Here is a 21,642-nt window from a genome sequence, read left to right on the forward strand (position 1 = left end):
ACGACGTTCCTTCACAACGAGAAGAGTCAGTCTCCCGGCAGACCGAGAAGTGCGCGCATCCGTGCGTACTTCTCGGTCAGTCGTTCACGGGTCGCCTCGTCCAGGACCGCCAGACGCACCGGGTCCGCGTTGTGCGCCAGGTCCGCCTCCTTCACCAGCAGCGCGCCCGGGGTGGCCAGGATCCGCGCCGCGTAGGCCTCGGGCGGCTCTCCGGCCCGCTTGGTGACCGCGCGCACCACGTCCTTCGTACGACGGCTCAGCGCGGCCTCTTCCAGCCACTGCTCGGACAGCGCGTCGTCCTCCACTGCGTCGTGCAGCCAGGCCGCGGCGATCAACTCCTCGTCGCCGCCACGCGCGCGTACGCCCTCGGCGACGGCGCTCAGATGCTCGGTGTACGGCCGCCCGGCCTTGTCGGTCTGGCGCGCGTGGGCGGCGCGGGCGAGGGCCTCCACGTCGGTGAGGGACAGCGTCCCGTGCGGGGTGCTCTGCGGCTGCGGTGTCTCGGTCACCCGCCCAGTGTCGCCCGCCCGGTGTCCCCTGTCCGGCCTCAGCGGGCCGCGGCCGTCGTCGTGGGGCCCTCGCGGGAGATCAGCAGGAGCGCCCGGTCGTCGTTGACGTCCTTCGCCACCGCCTCGATGAGGTGCCAGGCCGCGCCGTGGAAGCCGCCTGCGACATAGCGGTCGGCCTCGCCGGTGAGGCGGTCCATGCCCTCGACGATGTCGCGGTCGGACGTCTCGACCAGACCGTCCGTGAAGAGCATCAGGACGTCGCCGGGGCGCAGCGAGCCCTTCACGGGGTCGAACTGGGCGCCGTCGTACACACCGAGGAGCGGGCCCTCGGCGGCCTTCTCCTCCCAGCGGCCGCTGCCCGCGCTCAGTTGCAGGCCCGGCGGGTGGCCGGCCGAGTAGAGCTCGTAGTCGCCCGAGTCGAGGTCGAGGACGAGGTGGATCGAGGTGGCGAAGCCCTCGTCCCAGTCCTGGCGCAGCAGGTAGCCGTTGGCGGCCGGCAGGAACGCGTGCGGGGGCAGGCTGCCCAGGAGGCCGCCGAAGGCTCCGGAGAGCAGCAGGGCGCGGGAGCCCGCGTCCATGCCCTTGCCGGACACGTCCGTCAGGACGGCCTCCAGGGTGCGGCCGCCGTTCGTGCGGGCCGCCACCACGAAGTCGCCGGAGAAGGACTGGCCGCCCGCCGGGCGCAGGGCCATCTCGCGGTGCCAGCCGTGCGGCAGCTGCGGCAGCTTGCTCTGCACGCGGATCCGCTCGCGCAGGTCGAAGAGCATGGTGCCGCCGCGCCGCCAGGGCACGCCGACGCGGCTGCGGAACTGCGCGATGAGCAGACCGAACAAGCCGCACGCCGCCACGACCAGGACCACGCCCGGGGTGACCCTGGACGGGCCCTCCGTGTACGGGCCGAGTTGCACCGACTCCACGATGAGGGCGGTGGCCGCCGCCGCGTACAGGCCCAGCAGGCTCGCCGGGCGCAGCAGCAGCCCGCCGGCCACGATCGGCAGGACCAGCGCGGCCGGTGAGAACCACACCGAGTTGGCCATCGTGGCGGTGCCGATCAGCGGCACGGTCAGGAACAGTCCGGCGAGCGCGACCCAGTCGGAGCCGTCACCGCGGAAGTAGTCCACGGCGCTTCTGCGCAGGCCGACACGGACCCGGTGCCAGTGCATCCTCAACCGGGCCATGAACGTCTCGGCCGCCGTGCGCCGCTCTCGTCCTGCTGCCATTAGTTCGGGACCCTATCCATCGGACCAGCTGCTTGGCACGGGAGGTCCCACTTGTCCCCCGTCCGAGGTTCAACTTCACAGTGAACTTCACAGAAAGACGTCCCGTCGCCGCAAGGAGAAATTCCCTCGCTCGTCCCGCATTGCGCTGGTAGGCATGGTTCATGGCGAAAGACAGTGTGAGCGAGGCCGACCGCCTGGAGCTGCGGGCGCTGCGTCAGGACGAGTGGGACATCTGGTACGACACTCTCATCCGCGCCTTCGGCGGAGTCCCGGAGGCGGCCGAGGAGCGGGAGTTGTGGAACTCGCTCACCGAGTTCGACCGGTCCCTCGGGGTCTGGGACAAAGACGCGTGCGTGGGGACGGCCGGGGCGTTCAGCTTCCGGCTCACGGTGCCCGGTGGCGCGGCCGTGAACGCCGCCGGCGTCACGATGGTCAGCGTCGCCGCCACGCACCGCAGGCGCGGTGTGCTGACGTCGATGATGCGCCGGCAGCTGGACGACGTGCGCGAGTGGGGCCGGCCGCTGGCGGTGCTGACCGCCTCCGAGCCGGCGATCTACGGCCGGTTCGGCTACGGCATCGGCAGCCACCAGGTCAGCGCCGAGATCGACACCTCGCGCGTGCGGCTGTCCGTGCCGCCCGGCACGGACGACGTACGGCTGCGCTACGCCGTACCGGCCGACGTCCTCGACGCGTGCGAGGCCGTGTACGCGCGCCGGGTGTCCGCGCGGCCGGGGATGATCGCGCGGCTGCCCGGCTGGGAGCGGCTCGGGCTGCTCGACCCGGAGAACGACCGGGAGGGCGCGTCGCCGATCCAGTGCGTGCTGGCGGAGCGGGAGGGCGAGGTCGTCGGGTACGCGCGCTTCCGCGTGAAGCCGGAGTGGGACGGCAACGGCCCGAGCGGTGCCGTGCTGCTGCGGGACGTACAGGCCCTGGACCCGGCGGCGGAGGCCGCGCTGTGGCGGTTCCTTTTCGACATCGACCTGACGTCCACGGTGAAGGCGTGGGCGCGGCCGCTGGACGAGGCGTGGCAGTACCAGGTCTCGGACATCCGGCGGTGCGTGGTGCGGGTGAAGGACGCCCTGCACGTACGTCTGGTGGATGTCGGGGCCGCGCTGGAGGCGCGGACGTATCAGGCGCCGGTGGATGTGGTGTTCGAGGTGCAGGACGACTTCTGCCCCTGGAACACGGGGCGTTGGCGGCTGAGCGGGGACGCCAAGGGCGCGTCGTGCGGGCGTACCACGGACGCTGCCGATCTCGCGCTGTCCGTACGGGAGTTGGGGGCGGCCTATCTCGGCGGGGTGAGCCTCGCGGCGCTGGGCGCGGCCGGGCGGGTGCGGGAGCTGCGGCAGGGGGCGCTGGCGGAGGCGTCGGTGGGCTTCGCGTCCACGGTGGCCCCGTGGCTGCCGCACGGCTTCTGAGGCGCTCCTGACCGCCTTACGGGCGTTGGCAGTTCGGGCACCAGAAGAGGTTGCGGGCGGCGAGGTCGGCGGTGCGGATCTCGCCGTCGCAGATGTGGCAGGGCAGGGTGGCCCGGCGGTAGACGTAGACCTCGCCGCCGTGGTCGTCGACGCGGGGCGGGCGGCCCATCGCCTCGGGGGTGTGCTCGGGGCGGACGGTGTCGATGCGGTTGTTGCGGACGCCCTCGCGCATGAGCTCGACGAGGTCGGTCCAGATCGAGTCCCACTGGGCCGGGGTGATGTCCCTGCCGGCGCGGTAGGGGTCGATGCGGTGCCGGAAGAGGACCTCGGCGCGGTAGACGTTGCCGACGCCCCCGATGACCTTCTGGTCCATGAGCAGGGCGGCGATCGTCGTACGGCTGCGGGAGATCCGGCGGTACGCCTGCTGCGGGTCGGCGTCGTCGCGCAGGGGGTCGGGGCCGAGGCGGTCGTGTATCGCCTGCTTCTCGGCGCCGGTGATCAGGGCGCAGGTGGTGGGGCCCCGGAGGTCGACGTACGCGCTGGTGTTCGCGAGGCGGAGGCGGACGGTGTCCGTGGGCGGCGGCGCGGGGGCGTCGCCGAAGTCGACCTTGCCGAAGAGGCCGAGGTGGATGTGGATCCAGTCGGTGTCGCGGAAGCCGAGGAAGAGGTGCTTGCCGTGGGCCTCGGTGCGGGTGAGTTCGGCGCGGTCGAGGAGGGCCGCGGCGTCGGAGAACTTGCCCTGGGGGCTGGTGACCCGGGGGGCCGTGCCGAGGAACGCGGCGGCGTAGTCCTGGGCCAGCCGGTGGATGGTGTGCCCCTCAGGCACGGTGGCTCCTTCTTCGCGTGAAGGGGCCGGCGCCCCTTCGGCCCCGCCCAGGGGGCTGCTCCGCCCCCTGGGCCCGTCGACCCCGGAGACTACTGACTACTGCTGCGGGTGGTGCGGCGGGATCGGGGGCAGGTCTCCCGTCGTCTCGTAGTCCGCGAGCATGTCGATGCGGCGGATGTGGCGCTCGTCACCCGAGAACGGGGTGCCCAGGAAGGTCTCGACGAACTCGGTCGCCTCTTCCGTGGTGTGCATGCGCGCGCCGACCGCGACGACGTTGGCGTTGTTGTGCTGACGGCCGAGCTGCGCCGTCTCCGCGCTCCAGGCCAGGGCCGCGCGGACACCCTTCACCTTGTTCGCGGCGATCTGCTCGCCGTTGCCCGAGCCGCCGATCACGATGCCGAGGGCGTCGGGGTCCGCGGCCGTCCGCTCCGCCGCACGGAGGCAGAAGGGCGGGTAGTCGTCCTGGGCGTCGTAGATGTGGGGGCCGCAGTCGACGGGGTCGTGGCCGGCCGCCTTCAGCCGGTCGACGAGGTGGTTCTTGAGTTCGTAGCCCGCATGGTCCGAGCCGAGATACACGCGCATGGGACGAGTGTGACACGGCTGTTTCCGGGCGGCAGCGTCGGGTGCCGATCGCGTCAATGGTGACCTGGGCCATGGAAGCTCAAGGAAACCTCAAGCAACGATCACGAATCAAAGGTTCCCGAATCTGTTCTCCTCTGATTCACTGGTCCGACTCGTACACCACACGCAATCCGCCTGTGCGAGGACCGCTCCCCACGGCGCAAAGGAATTCCCTTCCATGACTTCGCAGCCGACAAAGAAGACGGCCCAACCGGCCCCCGGGGGCCACGGCCTGCAGGCCGGGCTCAAGAACCGCCATCTGTCCATGATCGCGATCGGCGGTGTCATCGGCGCCGGCCTCTTCGTCGGATCCAGCTCCGGTATCGCCACCGCCGGACCCGGCATCCTCCTCTCCTACGCACTCGTCGGCACGCTCGTGGTGCTGGTGATGCGGATGCTGGGTGAGATGTCCGCGGCCAACCCGGCGTCTGGCTCCTTCTCCGCCCACGCCGACCGTGCGCTAGGCCGCTGGGCCGGGTTCTCCATCGGCTGGCTGTACTGGTTCTTCTGGGTGGTCGTGCTGGCGGTCGAGGCGACCGCCGGTGCGGTGATCCTGGAGGGCTGGATCCCGTCCGTCCCGCAGTGGGCCTGGGCCCTGATCGTCATGGTGGTGCTGACCGCCACCAACCTGGTCTCCGTCGGCTCGTACGGCGAGTTCGAGTTCTGGTTCGCCGGGATCAAGGTCGTCGCCATCGCCGCGTTCATCATCATCGGCGGGCTGGCCGTCTTCGGGCTGCTGCCGGGCGTCGACAGCGACCAGGCCGGGCTGAGCAACCTCACCGGCCACGGTGGATTCCTCCCCCACGGACCGGGTGCGATCCTCACCGGTGTGCTGCTGGTCGTCTTCTCCTTCATGGGAAGCGAGATCGCCACCCTCGCGGCCGGTGAGTCCGAGAACCCGCAGCAGGCCGTCACCAAGGCCACCAACAGCATCATCTGGCGTGTCGCCGTCTTCTACCTCGGCTCGATCCTCGTCGTGGTCTCCCTGCTGCCCTGGGACAGCAAGGCCATCGCCGACAAGGGCTCCTACGTCGCCGCGCTCGACTCCCTCGGCATCGCACACGCCGGTCAGATCATGAACTTCATCGTGCTGACCTCGGTGCTGTCCTGCCTCAACTCCGGCCTCTACACCGCCTCCCGCATGGCCTTCTCGCTCGGCCAGCGCGGGGACGCGCCGAAGGCGTTCGCCCGTACGACCGGCAACGGCGTGCCGCGGACCGCGATCCTCGCGTCCGTCGCGTTCGGCTTCGTCGCGGTGTTCTTCAACTACAAGTTCCCGGACTCCGTCTTCCTCTTCCTCGTCAACTCCTCCGGTGCGGTCGCGCTGTTCGTCTGGCTGGTGATCTGCTTCTCGCAGCTGCGCATGCGCAAGATCATCCAGCGTGAGTCGCCGGAGAAGCTCGTCGTGAAGATGTGGCTGTACCCGTACCTGACCTGGGCGACGGCCGCGTTGATCGTGTTCGTGCTCGGTTACATGCTGACCGACACCGAGCACGACGGGCGCAAGACCGTACTGCTGTCCCTGCTGGTCGCCGCGGTCGTGCTGGCCGTCGCCTTCGTGAAGGAGAAGGCCGGCGGCGGGCGCCCGGCGGGTGTGGAGGCCGTCGCCTCGGAGACGCCGCGCGACAAGGTCAAGACCGGCTGAGTCGTCGGCGGTGTGCCGCCCGAGGGGCGACGGGGTGCCCCCCGTCGCCCCTCTCGTCGTCCGCTCGTCGTCCGCTCGTCGTCCGCTCCCGCGCCGGTCACAGGACCGTGAAGGTGTCCCTCACCTTCTCGTAGGTCTTGAGGGCCTCAGCCTCCATGTCCGGGCGGTACCAGGTGTTGATCTGGTACGACTTCCCGCCGACGGTGAAGCCGAGCAGCCGGGCGTGCCAGGGCTCGCCCTGAAGGGTGAAGGTGTACTCCCATACGACCGCCGGGTGCCCGCGGAAGGTCGTGCGTTCCAGGCGGATCTTGCTGTAGTCCTTGCCCTGCTGGGCGTTCTGCTCGGACTTCTGCCAGGAGTCCATCAGGTCGTCGCGGGCCACGGACGACTTGGCGGCGAGTTCCTGTCTGGCGTCCGGCGACGTGTAGTGCACCTCCGAGCCGGTCTTGACGTCCCGTTGCCAGCCCTCGGGCGGCACCCACGCGAACCCGCCCGCCTCCCGGCGTGAGCCCGGCGGCAGGCTCTGCGGCCTCGACGTGCCCTCGACCGTGGACGACGGGGAGGACGCGGCCGTCGAGGGCGGCGTCGAGCCGCCCGCCTCGTCGTCCCTCGGCGACCCGAAGTCGGACGCGAGCACCACGGCCACGACCGCGCCGGCCGCCGCGATGCCGACGGCGGCGACGATCCCCGTACGGCGATGCCCGCGCCGCGGTCGGGGGCGAGCCGGAACGGCCGGACCGGGGAACTCGCCGGGCGGCATGGCGCCGGCCGCCCGGCCCCCGTCCGGCAGCACCCCCGCCCCGGGCCCCGGCCGCCGCTCGGTCACCGCCCCGGCACGGTCCAGGGAGACGCCCGCGCGGCGCGAGGTGGGGCCCGTCGAGTTGCCGGCCGGGGTGGCCGAGTGCACTTCCGACCGGGACCCGGGGGCCAGTTCGGTGGAGGCGTTGGGGGCACGGGGGGTCTGTGCGGGTGAGGTCTGTGCGGGTGGGGTCTGCGCGGGTGGGGTCTGCGCGGGTGGGGTCTGCGCGGGCTGGGCCGGGGTGGGTTCCGCCGAGGTGGGTTCGGCCTGGCGGGTGGGCTCGGCGGGTGGAGCCTCGGTGTGCGGAACCCCGGTGTGCGGCACCTCGGTATGCGGCGCCTCGGTGTGCGGAACCCCGGTGTGCGGCACCTCGGTATGCGGCGCCTCGGTGTGCGGAACCCCGGTGTGCGGAACCCCGGTGTGCGGCGCCTCGGTGTGCGGCGCCTCGGTGTGCGGCGCCTCGGTGTGCAGTGCCTCGGCTCGGGCCTGCTTGGTCGGGGCCGGGCGGTGGGTCGGCGGTATCGCGTCACGGACGTCGTCCGGTGGCTGCCGGGGGTCGGGCGGGGGCGGGGGCAGGACGCGGGAGGGGTCCAGGAGGGCGGGGGTGGGGGATTCGCCGGGGGGTGTGGCGGTCGGCGCGGGGGCCGGTGAGGATGCGGACGGTGGATCGGGGTGCGGCGTCAGATCGGCCGCCGGCGGCGATCCCGTCTCCGGGGCGCGCTCCGCGGTGGCCGTGCCGGGTATCAACGCCTCCCCGGGCTCTGGCACCAACTGCGGTTCCGTACCCGGCTCCTGCTCCTCGGCGGGCCTCGCCCGATCGGCTTCGGGCTCGGCGCCCGGCGGCGGACCCACCGCCCCCGTCGCGCGTTCGTCCCCCTCGTCCGCCCCTCCCCTCACGACCGGCACAGTCGGCGTGGGAATGGGACGGGCCACCAGCTGCAAGGCCGTCTCCAGGTCGTCGAGGCCCGGGCGTCGGGTCGGGTCCTTGTCCAGGAGGGTGGTGAGGATCTCTCGCAACGGGCCCGCTGTGGGCGGGAGTTCGGGCTCCTCGTAGAGGACCGCGTGCAGGGTCGCCAGGGTGGTGTCGCGGGAGAACGGGGAGCGGCCGGCGAGGGCCGCGCTGAGCGTGGCGCCCAGGGACCAGATGTCGGACGGCGGGCCCTGGGGGCAGCCGGAGATGCGCTCGGGGGCCATGTAGTCGGGGGAACCGACCAGCATGCCGACCATGGTGAGGGCCTTCGCGTCCTGGATCGCCGCGATGCCGAAGTCCGTCAGGACCACCCGGCCCCGCCCGCGCCGCACGTCCGTCTCCACCAGCACGTTGCCCGGCTTGATGTCCCGGTGCAGCACACCCCGGTCGTGGACCTGCCGCAGCGCCGCCACCAGACCCGTGCCGATCCGGGCCGTCTCGCCGGGGCCGAGCGGGCCCTCCTCCGCCATGATGCGTTCCAGGGAGCGGCCGGCCACCAACTCCATGACGATCCACAGGCGTTCGCCCTCGTCGACCACGTCGTAGACCCGTACGACGTTGGGGTGGTCGATCCGTGCCGTCGCCCGCGCCTCGCGCAGGGTGCGTTCACGGCGCGTGCGGGTGTCCTCCGGGTCCAGGCCGTCTATGCGCATTTCCTTGACGGCGACGAGTCGATCGAGGATTTCGTCGACCGCTCGCCACACGCGCCCCATTCCCCCCTGGCCGATACTCTCGACCAATCGATAGCGCCCCGTCACCAGTACACCTGGAACCCCGCCACTCCTCGTATTCCCCGGCAATCCACTGCACCCCCCTCGATGCCGCATCGGACATCCGCCATTGAAACACAATGGTCACACTTCGTGCCGTACCAGCATAGTGCGGAGAAATCTTGTGGTAGCTCTTCAAGTACTGCGAATTCAGGCGCAGGCAAGGGGGACGAACATGAGTTCTCGTCGCACGACGACCATCGCCGGATCGCTGGTCGCGACATCTTTTTCGGCAGTGATGATCCTTTCCTTCACTGCCAGCGCGGACGACCAGGGACCCGGGAGCAGCAAGGGGGGAAAGGTCATCGACGCGGCGCCGTCGGGGGTGAGGCTCACCACCGAGCTGCCGGAGAAAATCTCGGTGAACAACAGTTCGCAAGAAACCGAGATCACCGCCACGGTGAAGAATGAAGGGACCGAGGAGAGCGGAAAGATCCAGCTTTTGGTCGTCGGGTTCGACGGCCTCACCGTCAAGAATGTCGAAGGCTGTTCGGCGATCGAGAAAGGCAATCTACCGGAAGGCTCGAACAGTGGTTTCGCCTGCCCTCTCGACAATCTCCCCGCCGGTGAGTCGAAGTCGTACGCCGTAGCGGCGACGTTCGACCTCGGCAAGGAGGGCAAGATCTGTCTCCCCGTCCAGACCGGTGACGGCAAGAAGACGTACTGGCAGCAGGGCCCGGTGCCGTTCGGTACGACGAACCCGTCGCCCGACGCCCCGGCCACCCCGCTGCTGCTCGGCACCGACAACAAGCCGGTGGCTCCCGGCCCCGACGAACTGCCCAAGACCGGCCTCGCTCGTGACGCCCTGCCGCTCGGCGCGGCCGGCGCGGCGCTGATCGCGGCGGGTGCGGCCGGGCTGTGGTGGTCGCAGCTGCGGCGGCCGAGGCGGCACGCGGACTGAGCCCACGGGCCCGCCGTCCGGCGCGGGAACGCGAAAGAGGCTCGCCGGGTCGAATTCGTCGACCCGGCGAGCCTCTTGCTCGGGAGCTACCGCGTCAGCGGTCCAGCAGCTTCCAGGCGCTGGGCAGCGCGCCCATCGCCAGGGCGGCCTTCAGGGCGTCGCCGATCAGGAACGGGGTGAGGCCGGCCGCGATCGCGGCGGACGCCGACATGCCGGTGGCCAGGGCCAGGTAGGGCACGCCGACGGCGTAGATGATCGCCTCGCCCAGCAACATGGCGCCGGCGGTGCGCAGTACGGTGCGGTCGGCGCCGCGGCGGGCCAGCGCACCGACGACGGTCGAGGCGAGGATCATGCCGAGGATGTAGCCGAAGGAGGGGGCGGCGGCGCCGGAGGTGCCGCCCGCGAACCACGGCACGCCCGCGATGCCCGCGAGCGCGTACAGCGCGAGCGAGAGGAAACCGCGGCCGGCGCCGAGGGCCGTACCGACGAGCAGCACCGCGAGGGTCTGACCGGTCACCGGCACCGGGGAGCCGGGCACGGGCACGGAGATCTGGGCCGCGAGGCCGGTGAACGCGGCGCCGCCGACGACGAGCGCGATGTCGCGGACGCGGGAGGCCGGGAGCAGGTCGGCGAGGACCTGTCCGACGGGGGTGCCCCCTGATCGAGCGGAGTCGAGATCTCGGGAGGGGACGGGGGCGGCAGCGGTGCTCATGGGGACTCCGCGGGAGCGAGGGCGGTACGGGACGCTGTGACGCTATCCCAGGGTGTTTCGTCACCTCACCGTCAGTGGTCGACAAAGGCCGGATCACAGGGTTCGTCGGCTCCGGACAAAGGGTGGGTGTTACACGGGGTACGGGGTGATGCCGGTCACTGAGGCAGGGACGTACGGCTCACAGCGCGGGGCTTCCAGCCGACTGTAGGAATGCGCCAATCGCGTTGCGCGCGCGTGAAGAGCTCGCCCGGATCCGGAGAACCGTCTCGCCACAGGGGTGGCCTCGCACCACACGCCCGTCGACGCGTGACGGGCTTGTCACTCACCGTGCAGCGAGTGTCCGCATAATGGACAGTCTCTCCTTCTGAGCGGAGACGCTGACCACACTGTGGGCGTTTTTTGCCCTCTCACGCATTGGACGAGCCGCGCCCATGCAGAACAGCACCCCCACGGAGACGCCCGCGAAAGCGGAGGACGTCGCCCTCTCTCACGGTCTCAAGCAGCGTCACCTGTCGATGATCGCCCTCGGTGGTGTCATCGGCGCCGGCCTGTTCGTCGGGTCCGGGGCCGGCATCGCCGCCGCGGGCCCCTCGATCGTCATCGCGTACGTCATCTCGGGCCTCCTCGTGATGCTGGTGATGCGGATGCTCGGCGAGATGTCGGCCGCGTATCCCTCCTCCGGTACCTTCTCCGCGCACGCCGAGCGGGCCATCGGCCCCTGGGCGGGCTTCACGGCCGGCTGGTCGTTCTGGGTGCTGCTCTGCACGGCCGTCGGCCTGGAGGGCATCGGCGCCGCGAAGATCGTGACGGGCTGGCTGCCGGGCACGCCGGAGTGGGCCTGGGTGGCCCTGTTCATGGTCGTCTTCTGCGGCGCGAACCTGGCCGCCGTGAAGAACTTCGGCGAGTTCGAGTTCTGGTTCGCCGCGCTGAAGGTCGGCGCCATCGCCCTGTTCCTGGTGCTGGGCGGGCTGGCCATCGCGGGCGTCCTGCCCGGGACGGACGCGCCGGGCACCGCGAACCTCACCGGTGCGGGCGGATTCCTGCCGAACGGCAGCGAGGGACTGATCATCGGCTTGCTCGCCTCGGTGTTCGCCTACGGCGGCATGGAGACGGTCACCATCGCGGCCGCCGAGTCCGAGAACCCGGTCAGCGGTGTCGCGCGGGCGGTCCGCACGGCCATGTGGCGCATCGCGCTCTTCTACATCGGCTCGATGGCGGTCGTGGTCACCCTGATCCCCTGGGACTCCGAGGAGGTCGTCGAGAAGGGCCCGTACGTCGCCACCCTCGACCACCTGGGCATCCCCGGCGCCGGTCAGCTGATGAACGTGGTGGTCCTGGTCGCCCTGCTGAGCGCCATGAACGCCAACATCTACGGCTCCTCGCGCATCGCGTACTCCCTGGTCCGGCGCGGCCAGGGCCCCGCGGCGCTGGGCCGGGTCTCGGACGGTGTCCCGCGCGTCGCGGTCCTCGCCTCCTCCGTGTTCGGCTTCGTCTGCGTCGTGCTGTCCTACTGGCGGCCCGACGACGTCTTCCCCTGGCTGCTGAACATGATCGGCGCGGTCATCCTGGTCGTCTGGATCCTCATCGCCGCCTCCCAGCTGCGGCTGCGCCGCCGCCTGGAGCGCGAGACCCCGGAGAAGCTGGTCGTCCGCATGTGGGCCTTCCCGGTCCTGACCTGGGTCGCGATGGCCGGCATGGCGGGGATCTTCGTCCTGATGGCCCGCGAGCCGGACACGCGGGTACAGCTGTACTCGACGGGCGTCATGACGCTGCTCCTGGCGGCCGTCGGGTACGCCTGGCAGCGCAGGCGGGCCAGGGCCTGACACGGTCCCGGACAGCGAGAGAGCCCCCGCGTGATCCACACGGGGGCTTTTTGCTGCTAGCTTGTTGTTGCAAGCCCTTTGCAACAAGCCGGAGTCGTCCTGCCTCGTGATCGTCTTCTCACCCTTCACGACCGGCAGGCGGAATGACGGAAGCCCCCGCGAGGACCTGACTCGCGGGGGCTTCCCATGTGCCCGCGGGCGTCAGGGCTTGCGCCCCACTCCGCCGTGCTGGCCGATCGGGCGGGGCTCCTCGTCGGAGGGTTCGGGGCGCCACAGCGGGACGGAGACGATGCCCGGGTCGACCAGTTCGAGGCCCTCGAAGAACGCCTCGATCTTGTCGACGGGGCGCAGGAAGTACGGGACGGCGCCGGTCTCGTTGTAGGAGTCCTGGGCGTTCTCGTAGTCCGGGTCGGTGCCCCGGGAGCCGTCGTTGACGCAGAGGTAGCTGCCGGAGGGCAGGCCGGCGAGCAGGCGGAGGACCAGCTCGCGGGCCCGGTCGTAGTCGGCGACGTGGCCGAGGATGCCGCTGAGGATCAGGGCGGTGGGACGGGAGAGATCGAGGGTCCGGGAGGCCGCCTGAAGGACCTTCTCGGGCTCGTACAGGCTCAGGTCCTCGTACGCCGTCGCGCCCTCGGAGGTGGAGGTGAGCAGCGCGCGGGCGTGCGCCAGGACCAGCGGGTCGTTGTCGACGTAGACGATCCTCGACTCGGGGGCGAGACGTTGGGCGACCTCGTGGGTGTTGTCGACGGTCGGCAGGCCGGTGCCGACGTCGAGGAACTGGCGCACGCCCCCCTCCGTCACCAGATACCGGATGCTGCGGCCCAGGAAGGCGCGGCTGCTGCGCGCGATGGTGACGATGCCGGGGAAGACCGCGGTGTACGCGTCGCCCGCCGCCTCGTCCACGGGGTAGTTGTCCTTGCCGCCCAGCCAGTAGTTCCAGATCCGGGCCGAGTGCGGTACCGAGGTGTCGATCTCCGTCATGTCCCCATGGTGCTACGGCAGGTCGGGGTCGCAGGGCACATTGAGGGAGACAGGTGCGGCGGATCCGTCGGATCTCACGAGGAGTTCGCTGAGCGCGGCGTTGCGCAACCGGGGGAAGACCCTGCGGTACTCCCCCGCCGGGATCGACAGCAGCGTGCACAACACCAGCCGCAGCAGCGTGTCGTGCGCGACCACGAGGACGCGCCGGCCGGGGTGGGCGGCGGCGATCCGGCGCAGGGCCGCGGCACCGCGATCAGCGGCGGCCGTCAGGTCCTCCGCGCCGGGGAACGGGTCGCCGCCGGGTCGGTGCGGAACGCCTCCGCCGCAGCCGGGTCCTGGGCCGCGAACTCCGCGAGCGTACGGCCCTGGCGGTGATGGCGAGGAGGGGTTGATGAGGACCCGCACACCGGACTGCCCGACCTGCGGCACCATGCAGATCTTCCGTTTCCCCGACCGGGAGGAGAGAGCGGCGGTACGGGAGAAGGAGGGGCCGGGCTTCTTCTCGGACAACCTGTGGCGGTGCACGGGCAAGGGCTGTCTGACGTACTACCCGCAGTTCGACAACGCCGGCTACGGCCGCCTCCCGGAGAAGTTCCTCGCGGAGGAGACCGCGGCCGGCGAGTGAGCCCTACAGGTTGCTGAAGTCCGGGCCCTTGGTGCGCGTCCGCTTGATCTCGTAGAAGCCCGGCACGGAGGCCACGGCGAGGGTGCCGTCCCAGAGCTTGGCGGCGTCCTCGCCCTTGGGTGCGGGGGTGACGACGGGGCCGAAGAAGGCGATCTGCTCGCCGTCGTCGCCGGGGACGGCGATGACCGGGGTGCCGACCTCCTGGCCGACCTTGTCTATGCCCTCCTTGTGGGAGGCGCGCAGCTGCGGCTCGTAGGGGGTGCCGTCCCAGTGGTCCATGAGGGACTCGGGCAGGCCGGCCTCCTTCACGGCGGCGGCGACCGCCTCCTTGCCGGGGCCCTCGCCCTGGTTGTGGATGCGGGTGCCGAGCGCGGTGTAGAGGTCGCCGAGCACCTCGGCGCCGTGCTCCTCCTGCGCGGCGATGACGACCCGGACCGGGCCCCACGCCTGGACCTCCAGCATCTCGCGGTACTCCGCGGGCAGGTCGTCCAGCTTGTCCTCGTTGAGGACGGCGAGGCTCATCACGTGCCAGCGGACCTCGATGTCACGGACCTTCTCCACCTCCAGCACCCAGCGCGAGGTCATCCAGGCCCAGGGGCACAGCGGGTCGAACCAGAAGTCGACGGGGGTCTTGTCCGACATGTCTCTCCTCATGAGGCAAGCAGGTCTCGGCTGAACCTCAGGGGCAACACCGCTGCCCGCCCGGCCATTCCCCGGTGCCGCGGGTCAGGGGCACATGGCAGGATCGGGCTGTCCGCATACTGAACACGACCCCAGGGAGTGCCACCCGTGCCCGGTGAGAATCTGTCCCGCGACGAGGCCCGGGAGCGGGCCGCCCTGCTGTCCGTCGACGGGTACGACGTGTCCCTCGACGTCCGTTCCGCGCTCGGCGAGGAGAGCTCCGAGAACGGCGGGCCGCGCACCTTCCGCTCGGTGACCACGATCCGCTTCCGCTGCAACGAGCCCGGCGCGACGAGCTTCGCGGACCTGGTCGCGCCGAGCGTGACGGCCGTCTCCCTCAACGGCAAGGACCTCGACCCGAGCGAGGTCTTCGACGGCTCGCGGATCGTCCTGGAGGACCTGGCCGCCGACAACGAACTCGTCGTCGACGCCCAGTGCGCCTACTCCCGCACGGGCGAGGGCCTGCACCGCTTCGTCGACCCCGAGGACGGCGAGGTCTACCTGTACACGCAGTACGAGCCGGCCGACTCCCGCCGGGTCTTCGCGAACTTCGAGCAGCCCGACCTCAAGGCGCCGTTCCGCTTCGAGGTGCGGGCGCCCGAGGCGTGGACGGTGTGGAGCAACGGCAGCGGTGAACTCGCGGACGGGACCTGGAGGTTCGCGGAGACGAAGCCGATCTCGACGTACATCTCGTGTGTCGTGGCGGGCCCGTACCACTACGTCACGGACTCCTACGAGCGCACCCTCGCCGACGGCTCGACGCTGCGGATCCCGCTCGGCGCGATGTGCCGCAAGGGTCTCGCGCCGTACTTCGACGCCGACGACGTCTTCCTGGTCACCAAGCAGGGCCTGGACTTCTTCCACGAGCACTTCGACTACCCGTACCCCTTCGGGAAGTACGACCAGGCGTTCGTGCCCGAGTACAACCTGGGCGCGATGGAGAACCCGGGTCTGGTGACCTTCCGTGAGGAGTACATCTTCCGCGGGAAGGTGACGCAGGCGTCGTACGAGGGCCGGGCGAACGTCATCCTGCACGAGATGGCGCACATGTGGTTCGGCGACCTGGTCACCATGGTGTGGTGGGACGACCTGTGGCTGAAGGAGTCCTTCGCGGACTTCATGGGCACCTTCGCCAACGTCGGCGCGACCCGGTTCAAGAACGCCTGGATCACCTTCGCCAACCGCCGCAAGGCCTGGGCGTACCGGGCCGACCAGCTGCCGTCCACGCACCCGATCACGGCGGACATCCGCGACCTGCAGGACGCCAAGCTCAACTTCGACGGCATCACGTACGCCAAGGGCGCCTCGGTCCTGAAGCAGCTGGTGGCGTACGTCGGCCAGGACGCGTTCCTGGAGGGCGCGCGGCGGTACTTCAAGCGGCACGCGTACGGCAACACCCGGCTGGAGGACCTGCTGTCGGTGCTGGAGGAGACCAGCGGCCGGGACATGGGCGCGTGGGCGCGTTCCTGGCTGCAGACGGCGGGCGTGAACTCGCTGACCCCGCAGGTGCTCCTTGACGGCGAGGGCCGGGTGAGCGAGCTGGCGGTGGTGCAGGAGGCCGCGGAGTCGCACCCGGAGCTGCGCCCGCACCGGGTGGCCGTGGGTCTGTACCGGCGCACCGCGGACGGGGCGCTGGAGCGGTACGCGCGGGCCGAGACGGACGTGGACGGGCCGCGCTCGATCGTGACGGAGCCGGCGGGCGCCGAGGCGCCGGAGCTGGTGCTGGTCAACGACGACGACCTGACGTTCTGCAAGACCCGCTTCGACGACACCTCGCTGGCCACGCTGCGGGCCGCGCTCGGCGAGATGACGGACCCGCTGGCGCGGGCCCTGTGCTGGTCGGCGCTGTGGAACATGACGCGGGACGCGCTGCTGCCGGCGCGGGAGTTCATCGACCTGGTGCTGCGGTTCGCGCACCGGGAGTCCGACATCGGCGTCCTTCAGATGCTGCACGCGTGGGCGGACTCGGCGCTGACGCACTACGCGGCACCGCAGTGGCGCGAGGAGGGCACCCGGCTGCTGGCCGAGGGCGCCTCGGCGCAGCTGTACGCGGCCGAGCACGGCAGCGAGCACCAGCTGGCGTGGGCGCGGTTCTTCGCCCGGGTGACGGACGAGCCGGGCTTCGGGCTGCTGACGGGCCTGCTCGACGGTTCGGCGACGATCGAGGGGCTCGACGTCGACCAGGAGCTGCGCTGGGCGCTGCTGGACACGCTGGCCACGTACGGCGTCGTCGGCGAGAAGGAGCTGGCGGCGGAACTGGCCCGCGACGACACGGCGTCGGGCAAGAGGCACCAGGTGCGCTGCCTGGCCGCGCGGCCGTCCAAGGCGGTGAAGGCGCAGGCGTGGGCGCAGGTCGTCGAGTCGGACGCGCTGTCCAACGCGCTGGTGGAGGCGACCATCGCGGGCTTCGTGCAGCCGTCCCAGCGGGAGTTGCTGGCGCCGTACGCCGAGAAGTACTTCGCCGTGATCGAGCGGGTGTGGGACGAGCGGTCCATCCAGATCGGCATGGACGTGGTCCGGGGGCTGTTCCCGGGGCTCCAGCAGTCGCCGGCCACCCTGGAGGCGACGGACGCCTGGCTCACGGCGCACCAGGACGCGGCTCCGGCGCTGCGGCGGCTGGTGCTGGAGGCGCGGGACGATCTGGCGCGGGCGCTGCGGGGGCAGGCGTGTGACGCGGCGGCGTCAACCGGCTGAGACCTTTGGCCAACGGTCATGGCCTGCGTGACCGTTACGGAATTCAGGCAATAGCAGCCGTAACCCCTGGTCCCACCCGATTGGACCAGGGGTTTTCGGTGCGTACTCGGCATCCGAACACCCGTCCTTTAGTGCCATGTTGTCCGTTTTTGTCGACGGCCCTGTAACAGCGGTTAGCGGGCCGATCAGGCACGGGAACCTCCGGGTCATGACCCACAACACCCCGCTGTCCCCCCGCCCCCTGCGTCACCTCTCCGAGATCCACCGCCGCCGCGTCATGACGGCCGCTCAGCTGAAGTCGCACGGCGTCGCCACCGCCGAGATGAACGAGCAGTGCCGCCCCGGCGGCCCCTGGCAGCAGCTCCTCCCCGGCGTCCTGCTGCTCCACCCCGGCCCGCCCACCGGCGAGGAGCGTCTGCACGCGGTGCTGATGTACGCCTCGCGCGAGCGCACCCCCGGCGTGCCGGCCCAGCCGAACGCGGGTGAGGAGCACCCCGCCCCCGCCTACCCCGAGGTGATGATCACGGGCCTGGCGGCGCTGACCCTGCACGGCTTCTCCGGAACGCCGCCGCTCACCGCCCTGGACACGGTCGACGTCCTGGTCCCCCGGCTGCGCCGGCTGCGCTCGGCGGGCTGCGCCCGCATCCTGCGCACCGCCGCGCTGCCCACGCCCCGGCAGGTCACCGGCCTCCCGGTGGCGCCGGTCCCGCGCGCCCTGGCCGACGCCGTCGCCGAACTCACCGACGCGAGCGCCGTACGCCGGCTGCTGACCGAGGCCGTACGCGGCCGACACTGCGAACCGGCCTCGGTGGTACGGGAGTTGAACCAGGCGAAGCTGCTCGGCCGCCCGCACGTGGTGGACGCGGTGGACGCCCTGCTCGCCGAGGGCCGCGCCATCGCCGAGGACCGGCTGTACGCGATGGTCCACGAGCACGGCCTGCCCGACCCGGTCTGGAACGTGGACCTGCGCCTGCCGGGCGGCCCCCACCTCGGCGGCCTGGACGCCTACTGGCCGGAGCAGGCGGTGGCGGTGGAACTGGACACCCGGGCGCCCCGCCAGGAGGAGGACGCCCTGTGGTCGGAGTACGCCCGCAAGCGCGAGACGTTGGAGCGCCTCGGCATCACGGTCGTCCACATCACCCCGAAGAAGCTCCGGGACGGCACGGAGCAGCAGGCCGCGGTGGTCCGTACGGCCCTGATGGCGGCGGCCGACCGTGACCCGGCCGCGTACGTCGTGGTGCTGCCGAGGTAGTGACGGACCGCGAAGGCGGCATCAGGAGGGGAGAGGAGGGGCCGCCGGGGCCTTGTGCCGGCGGCCCCTCCTCGTGCGTCAGGTGAGGTCCGGGCCGCGCCGGACGGTGCGCTCGGCCGCCTTCTCCGTGCCGCAGAACTCCGCCTCGATCACCGCCCCCGTGTCCCCCGACCAGTCGCCGTTGAGGTTGAAGGCGAGGGAGTGGCGGCCGTCCCTGGTGGTGACCGCCTCGGACAGGGAGCCGTGGATGCCGCCGCCGTGACCCCAGACGGTGACCCCGCAGGACAGCTCGGACTTCATCAGACCGAGGCCGTAGCCGCCCCGCTCGTCGAGGGGGACGGTCGTGGTCATCTCGGCCAGTTGCTCGCGGGGCAGGAGCTTGCCGCGCAGCAGGGCCGAGTAGAAGCGGCCGAGGTCGGCGGAGTCGGAGATCATCTCGCCGGCCGAGTAGGCGATCGACGGGTTGATCCGCGTGACGTCGTACGTCGGGCCCGTCGCCGTCTCGGCCAGCTTGGAGTAGGCCCGGCTGCTGGGGCCCGGCACCGTCACGCGGGTGCCCGGCACGGAGGTGCCGGTCAGGTGCAGGGGCTTGATGACGCGGTCGCGGACCTCGGCGCCGTAGGGACGTCCGGTCGCCTTCTCGATCACCATGCCGGCGAGGACGTAGTTGGTGTTGGAGTAGTTCCACGACGTGCCCGGCGCGAAGTCCGGCTTGTGCGTCATGGCGAGGGCGACGAGCTGCGCGGGCTTCTTGGTGTCGTAGCGGTGCTCGAAGAAGCCGTCCTTGAGGAAGTAGGTGCGGCCGAAGTCCTCGTCGGCGGTGTAGTTGAAGATGCCGCTGGTGTGGTTCAGGAGCTGGCGCAGGGTGACCTCGCGGCCGTCGTGGCCGTTGCCGCGCACCAGGCCCGGCAGCCATTTGTCCACGCTGTCGTCGAGGGAGAGCCGGCCCTCGGCCTCCAGCTGGAGCAGCACGGTGGCGACGAAGGTCTTGGTGATGCTGCCCACCCGGTAGCGGTCGGCTGCCGAACGCGGCTGCCCTGTCCTGAGGTTGCCGACGCCCGCCGTCGCCGACCAGGTGCCGTGGCCGTCCCTCGCCGTCACCGTCACGCCGGGGACGCCCGCCTCGACCGCGGCCTCGGCGGCCTTGCGGGTCGCCTCGTGGCCGCTGCCGGCCGGCACCGCCGAGAGCGCGGGGGCCGCGAGGGCCGCCGACAGCGCCACCGCCGTCGCCGCCACGAGAACCGCGCGGGTCGTACGTACGCTCATGTCTCTCCCCCTGTCCGCACGCTCGCGTCGAGCGTGATCGCCGGGAGAGACCCGGCGGCGCCTGCGAAGGTTGAGGCGGGGTGGGGCGGTTGAGCGCGATTCAGCCCTTCTTGAGGACCAGCTCCGTGTTGCGGTCCTTGCGGCCGCCGCCCAGCTTGGTGCTCACGCCGGGGGCGTTGAGCGACAGCTCCCGGTAGAGGGCGGCCAGGCCCGTCTGGGAGAGGTCGGTGAAGCTGGTGCGGTGCGGGGCCGAGGACTCGATCAGCGTGGTGAACAGCGAGATCGTGCCGTCCTTGTTGTCCACCACCTCGATGATCCGGGCGAGCTGGGGGAAGTCGACGTGGGAGGCGGTGGAGATCTCCCAGAACGTGTGGCCGCCGGTGCCGGAGTGCGGGGTGATGACGTTCTTGTGGATGTGGCCGTTCACCCAGGCCAGCACGTTGCGGTGCTTGCCGAGCAGTTGGAGCAGCTCGGCCCCGCTCACGCGCCGCTCCGGGCGGGCCGGGTCGCGGCGCAGGTTGTCCATCGACCCGCTGGTGTGATGGCTGAAGACGATCGCGTACGAGTCCTTGTTCTCCCGCAGCGTCCGGTCCAGCCACCTGAACTGGGCCGTCCCGACGGACCCTTCGTAGTGGCCGCCCGGGTCGGTGGTGTCGAGGCTGATGCCGATGACGTCGTCGGCGATGCGGAAGCTGTAGTACTGGGTGCCCGCGTCCAGGTTGGCCGTCGAGTAGCCGTGGCCGGCCGGGCCGTGGCCGCGGTGGGCCGGGTTCAGATGGGCGCGGACGTAGTCCTCGGGCGTGAACGGGGCGCGGCTCTCGTCCGGCGTGACCGGGCGCATGGAGCGGGCGTGGGCCTTGAGGAAGTCCTTGAAGACGGTGCCCCTGGGGTCCTTGTCCTGCTTGAGGGAGTCCTGGAGCTTCTTGGCTTCCGCGGCGGAGGCGTTCATCAGCTTCTTGCCGCCGACGGCGAGTTCGGTGAGGTAGGAGTCGCTGTGCGAGGCGTAGGTGCCCAGCGGCATGGCGTCGTGGTTGCCGACGGTCGAGTACCACGGGATGTTCAGGCCGGGGCTGCGCATCTCGCGGATCGCGGCGGCGAGATAGCCGTCGATGTGCGGGAAGCCGAGCTGCTTGTCGGCGTCGCGGACGGAGTCGTCGGCCTGCCAGTACAGCTTCAGGCCGCTGTTCTGGACGCCCTCGTACTGCCGCGGGTCGCCGGTGTTGGGGGTGACGCGGCCACCGCTCATCACCGTCAGGAACCACTCCAGCTCGGACTTGCAGTTGTTGTCCGTGTTGTCGCCGGTCGTCATGGCGAAGTGGAGCGGGGAGCCGGTGACGGGGGCGCCCGGCAGCGCGTTGATCCGCTCGACGAGCGCGACGGCACCCGGCACGGTCAGCGCCTCCTGCGGGCGCCAGGCGTGCACGTCCGTGGAGCGCAGGTACTCCAGGCGCAGCGGGTGCTGGGCGTCGATCAGGTGCAGGTCGGTGAGCTGCACGAAGGAGGCGAGCGCCGTACGGCGGCTCTCGCGGCCGGACTTGGCGGCGGCCAGGTTCTCGCGGACGACCCGCTTCCAGCCGGGGCCGTCGGCGAGCCGGCGGTAGCCGCCGCTGCCCTGCGGTGTGGCGACGCTCGCGACGGTCGTGCCGCGGGTGTAGGGCGCGAGGGCGACGGGCACCCGGCTGGAGGCGCCGACGGGCGCCTCGGCGGCGGCGTTGTCGGCGGCCGCGCCCGGTGCGTTCGCGGTGCCGTGGGTGGTGGCGGCCTCGCTGTCGGTGGGCCGCAGGGCGTAGCCGGCGCCCGCGGAGAGGGCCACCGCTCCGGTGGCGGCGAGCAGGGTACGGCGGTGGACCCCCAGCGCGGAGCTGGCGACAGAGCGTATGCGCGACATGGCGCGGTCTCCCCGAGTGCGAACGCGTCGGCAGTGGTCGC

The 21,642-nt window shown here is 71.3% G+C and carries 17 protein-coding genes and 1 pseudogene; 7 read left to right on the plus strand and 11 right to left on the minus strand.

All coding sequences use genetic code 11. From position 1 onward, the window contains the following. Positions 1-26 precede the first annotated feature (26 nt). Both AC3ETA_RS02295 and AC3ETA_RS02300 read right to left on the minus strand, forming a co-directional pair. A complete protein-coding gene (locus AC3ETA_RS02295) occupies positions 27-509 on the minus strand; it encodes an HD domain-containing protein (RefSeq protein WP_432191104.1) in 483 nt (160 codons plus the stop codon). A 38-nt stretch (positions 510-547) separates the two neighbouring features. Further along, positions 548-1,729, minus strand: coding sequence for a SpoIIE family protein phosphatase (locus tag AC3ETA_RS02300; protein WP_432191105.1), 1,182 nt, complete (start codon positions 1,727-1,729; stop codon positions 548-550). A 161-nt stretch (positions 1,730-1,890) separates the two neighbouring features. Here AC3ETA_RS02300 and AC3ETA_RS02305 point away from each other — a divergent pair, with 161 nt between their 5' ends. Continuing rightward, positions 1,891-3,147 (plus strand): GNAT family N-acetyltransferase, encoded by a 1,257-nt coding sequence (locus AC3ETA_RS02305; RefSeq protein WP_432191106.1) that lies wholly within the window; start codon positions 1,891-1,893, stop codon positions 3,145-3,147. A 16-nt stretch (positions 3,148-3,163) separates the two neighbouring features. Here AC3ETA_RS02305 and AC3ETA_RS02310 read toward each other — a convergent pair whose 3' ends face one another. Both AC3ETA_RS02310 and AC3ETA_RS02315 read right to left on the minus strand, forming a co-directional pair. Next, positions 3,164-3,973 carry an Fpg/Nei family DNA glycosylase gene (locus tag AC3ETA_RS02310; RefSeq protein ID WP_432191107.1) on the minus strand — a complete coding sequence of 270 codons (810 nt, stop codon included), beginning with the start codon at positions 3,971-3,973 and terminating at the stop codon, positions 3,164-3,166. A gap of 96 nt (positions 3,974-4,069) precedes the next feature. Further along, positions 4,070-4,555 (minus strand): ribose-5-phosphate isomerase, encoded by a 486-nt coding sequence (locus AC3ETA_RS02315; protein ID WP_432191108.1) that lies wholly within the window; start codon positions 4,553-4,555, stop codon positions 4,070-4,072. Between the two features lie 217 nt (positions 4,556-4,772). Here AC3ETA_RS02315 and AC3ETA_RS02320 point away from each other — a divergent pair, with 217 nt between their 5' ends. Continuing rightward, positions 4,773-6,239 carry an amino acid permease gene (locus AC3ETA_RS02320; protein WP_432191109.1) on the plus strand — a complete coding sequence of 489 codons (1,467 nt, stop codon included), beginning with the start codon at positions 4,773-4,775 and terminating at the stop codon, positions 6,237-6,239. 97 nt (positions 6,240-6,336) lie between these two features. On the opposite strand, the gene AC3ETA_RS02325 is transcribed toward AC3ETA_RS02320, so the two are convergent. Next, on the minus strand, positions 6,337-8,721 hold the full coding sequence (locus tag AC3ETA_RS02325) for a serine/threonine-protein kinase (RefSeq protein ID WP_432191110.1): 2,385 nt from the start codon (positions 8,719-8,721) through the stop codon (positions 6,337-6,339). Positions 8,722-8,953: 232 nt separating this feature from the next. On the opposite strand from AC3ETA_RS02325, the gene AC3ETA_RS02330 reads away from it, so the two are divergent. Beyond that, on the plus strand, positions 8,954-9,679 hold the full coding sequence (locus AC3ETA_RS02330; protein WP_432191355.1) for a hypothetical protein: 726 nt from the start codon (positions 8,954-8,956) through the stop codon (positions 9,677-9,679). A gap of 94 nt (positions 9,680-9,773) precedes the next feature. Here the strand turns inward: AC3ETA_RS02330 and AC3ETA_RS02335 are convergent, their stop codons facing one another. After that, on the minus strand, positions 9,774-10,391 hold the full coding sequence (locus tag AC3ETA_RS02335; RefSeq protein ID WP_432191111.1) for a biotin transporter BioY: 618 nt from the start codon (positions 10,389-10,391) through the stop codon (positions 9,774-9,776). A gap of 431 nt (positions 10,392-10,822) precedes the next feature. Here AC3ETA_RS02335 and AC3ETA_RS02340 point away from each other — a divergent pair, with 431 nt between their 5' ends. Then, positions 10,823-12,214 carry an amino acid permease gene (locus AC3ETA_RS02340; RefSeq protein WP_432191112.1) on the plus strand — a complete coding sequence of 464 codons (1,392 nt, stop codon included), beginning with the start codon at positions 10,823-10,825 and terminating at the stop codon, positions 12,212-12,214. A 201-nt stretch (positions 12,215-12,415) separates the two neighbouring features. Here the strand turns inward: AC3ETA_RS02340 and AC3ETA_RS02345 are convergent, their stop codons facing one another. Further along, positions 12,416-13,195 carry an SAM-dependent methyltransferase gene (locus AC3ETA_RS02345; protein ID WP_432191113.1) on the minus strand — a complete coding sequence of 260 codons (780 nt, stop codon included), beginning with the start codon at positions 13,193-13,195 and terminating at the stop codon, positions 12,416-12,418. Between the two features lie 12 nt (positions 13,196-13,207). Beyond that, positions 13,208-13,563 (minus strand): annotated as a pseudogene (locus AC3ETA_RS02350) (histidine phosphatase family protein); the annotation flags it as partial. A gap of 23 nt (positions 13,564-13,586) precedes the next feature. On the opposite strand from AC3ETA_RS02350, the gene AC3ETA_RS02355 reads away from it, so the two are divergent. Beyond that, positions 13,587-13,820 carry a hypothetical protein gene (locus AC3ETA_RS02355; protein ID WP_432191114.1) on the plus strand — a complete coding sequence of 78 codons (234 nt, stop codon included), beginning with the start codon at positions 13,587-13,589 and terminating at the stop codon, positions 13,818-13,820. A gap of 3 nt (positions 13,821-13,823) precedes the next feature. Here AC3ETA_RS02355 and AC3ETA_RS02360 read toward each other — a convergent pair whose 3' ends face one another. Then, on the minus strand, positions 13,824-14,462 hold the full coding sequence (locus AC3ETA_RS02360) for a DsbA family protein (protein WP_432191115.1): 639 nt from the start codon (positions 14,460-14,462) through the stop codon (positions 13,824-13,826). 147 nt (positions 14,463-14,609) lie between these two features. On the opposite strand from AC3ETA_RS02360, the gene pepN reads away from it, so the two are divergent. Both pepN and AC3ETA_RS02370 read left to right on the plus strand, forming a co-directional pair. Then, on the plus strand, positions 14,610-17,195 hold the full coding sequence (pepN, locus tag AC3ETA_RS02365) for an aminopeptidase N (RefSeq protein ID WP_432191116.1): 2,586 nt from the start codon (positions 14,610-14,612) through the stop codon (positions 17,193-17,195). A gap of 208 nt (positions 17,196-17,403) precedes the next feature. After that, positions 17,404-18,447, plus strand: coding sequence for a hypothetical protein (locus AC3ETA_RS02370; protein WP_432191117.1), 1,044 nt, complete (start codon positions 17,404-17,406; stop codon positions 18,445-18,447). 78 nt (positions 18,448-18,525) lie between these two features. Here AC3ETA_RS02370 and AC3ETA_RS02375 read toward each other — a convergent pair whose 3' ends face one another. Further along, positions 18,526-19,713, minus strand: coding sequence for a serine hydrolase domain-containing protein (locus AC3ETA_RS02375; protein WP_432191118.1), 1,188 nt, complete (start codon positions 19,711-19,713; stop codon positions 18,526-18,528). 100 nt (positions 19,714-19,813) lie between these two features. After that, on the minus strand, positions 19,814-21,601 hold the full coding sequence (locus AC3ETA_RS02380; RefSeq protein WP_432191119.1) for a TIGR03767 family metallophosphoesterase: 1,788 nt from the start codon (positions 21,599-21,601) through the stop codon (positions 19,814-19,816). Positions 21,602-21,642 lie beyond the last annotated feature (41 nt).

It is taken from the genome of Streptomyces sp. bgisy027 (genome assembly GCF_057710365.1).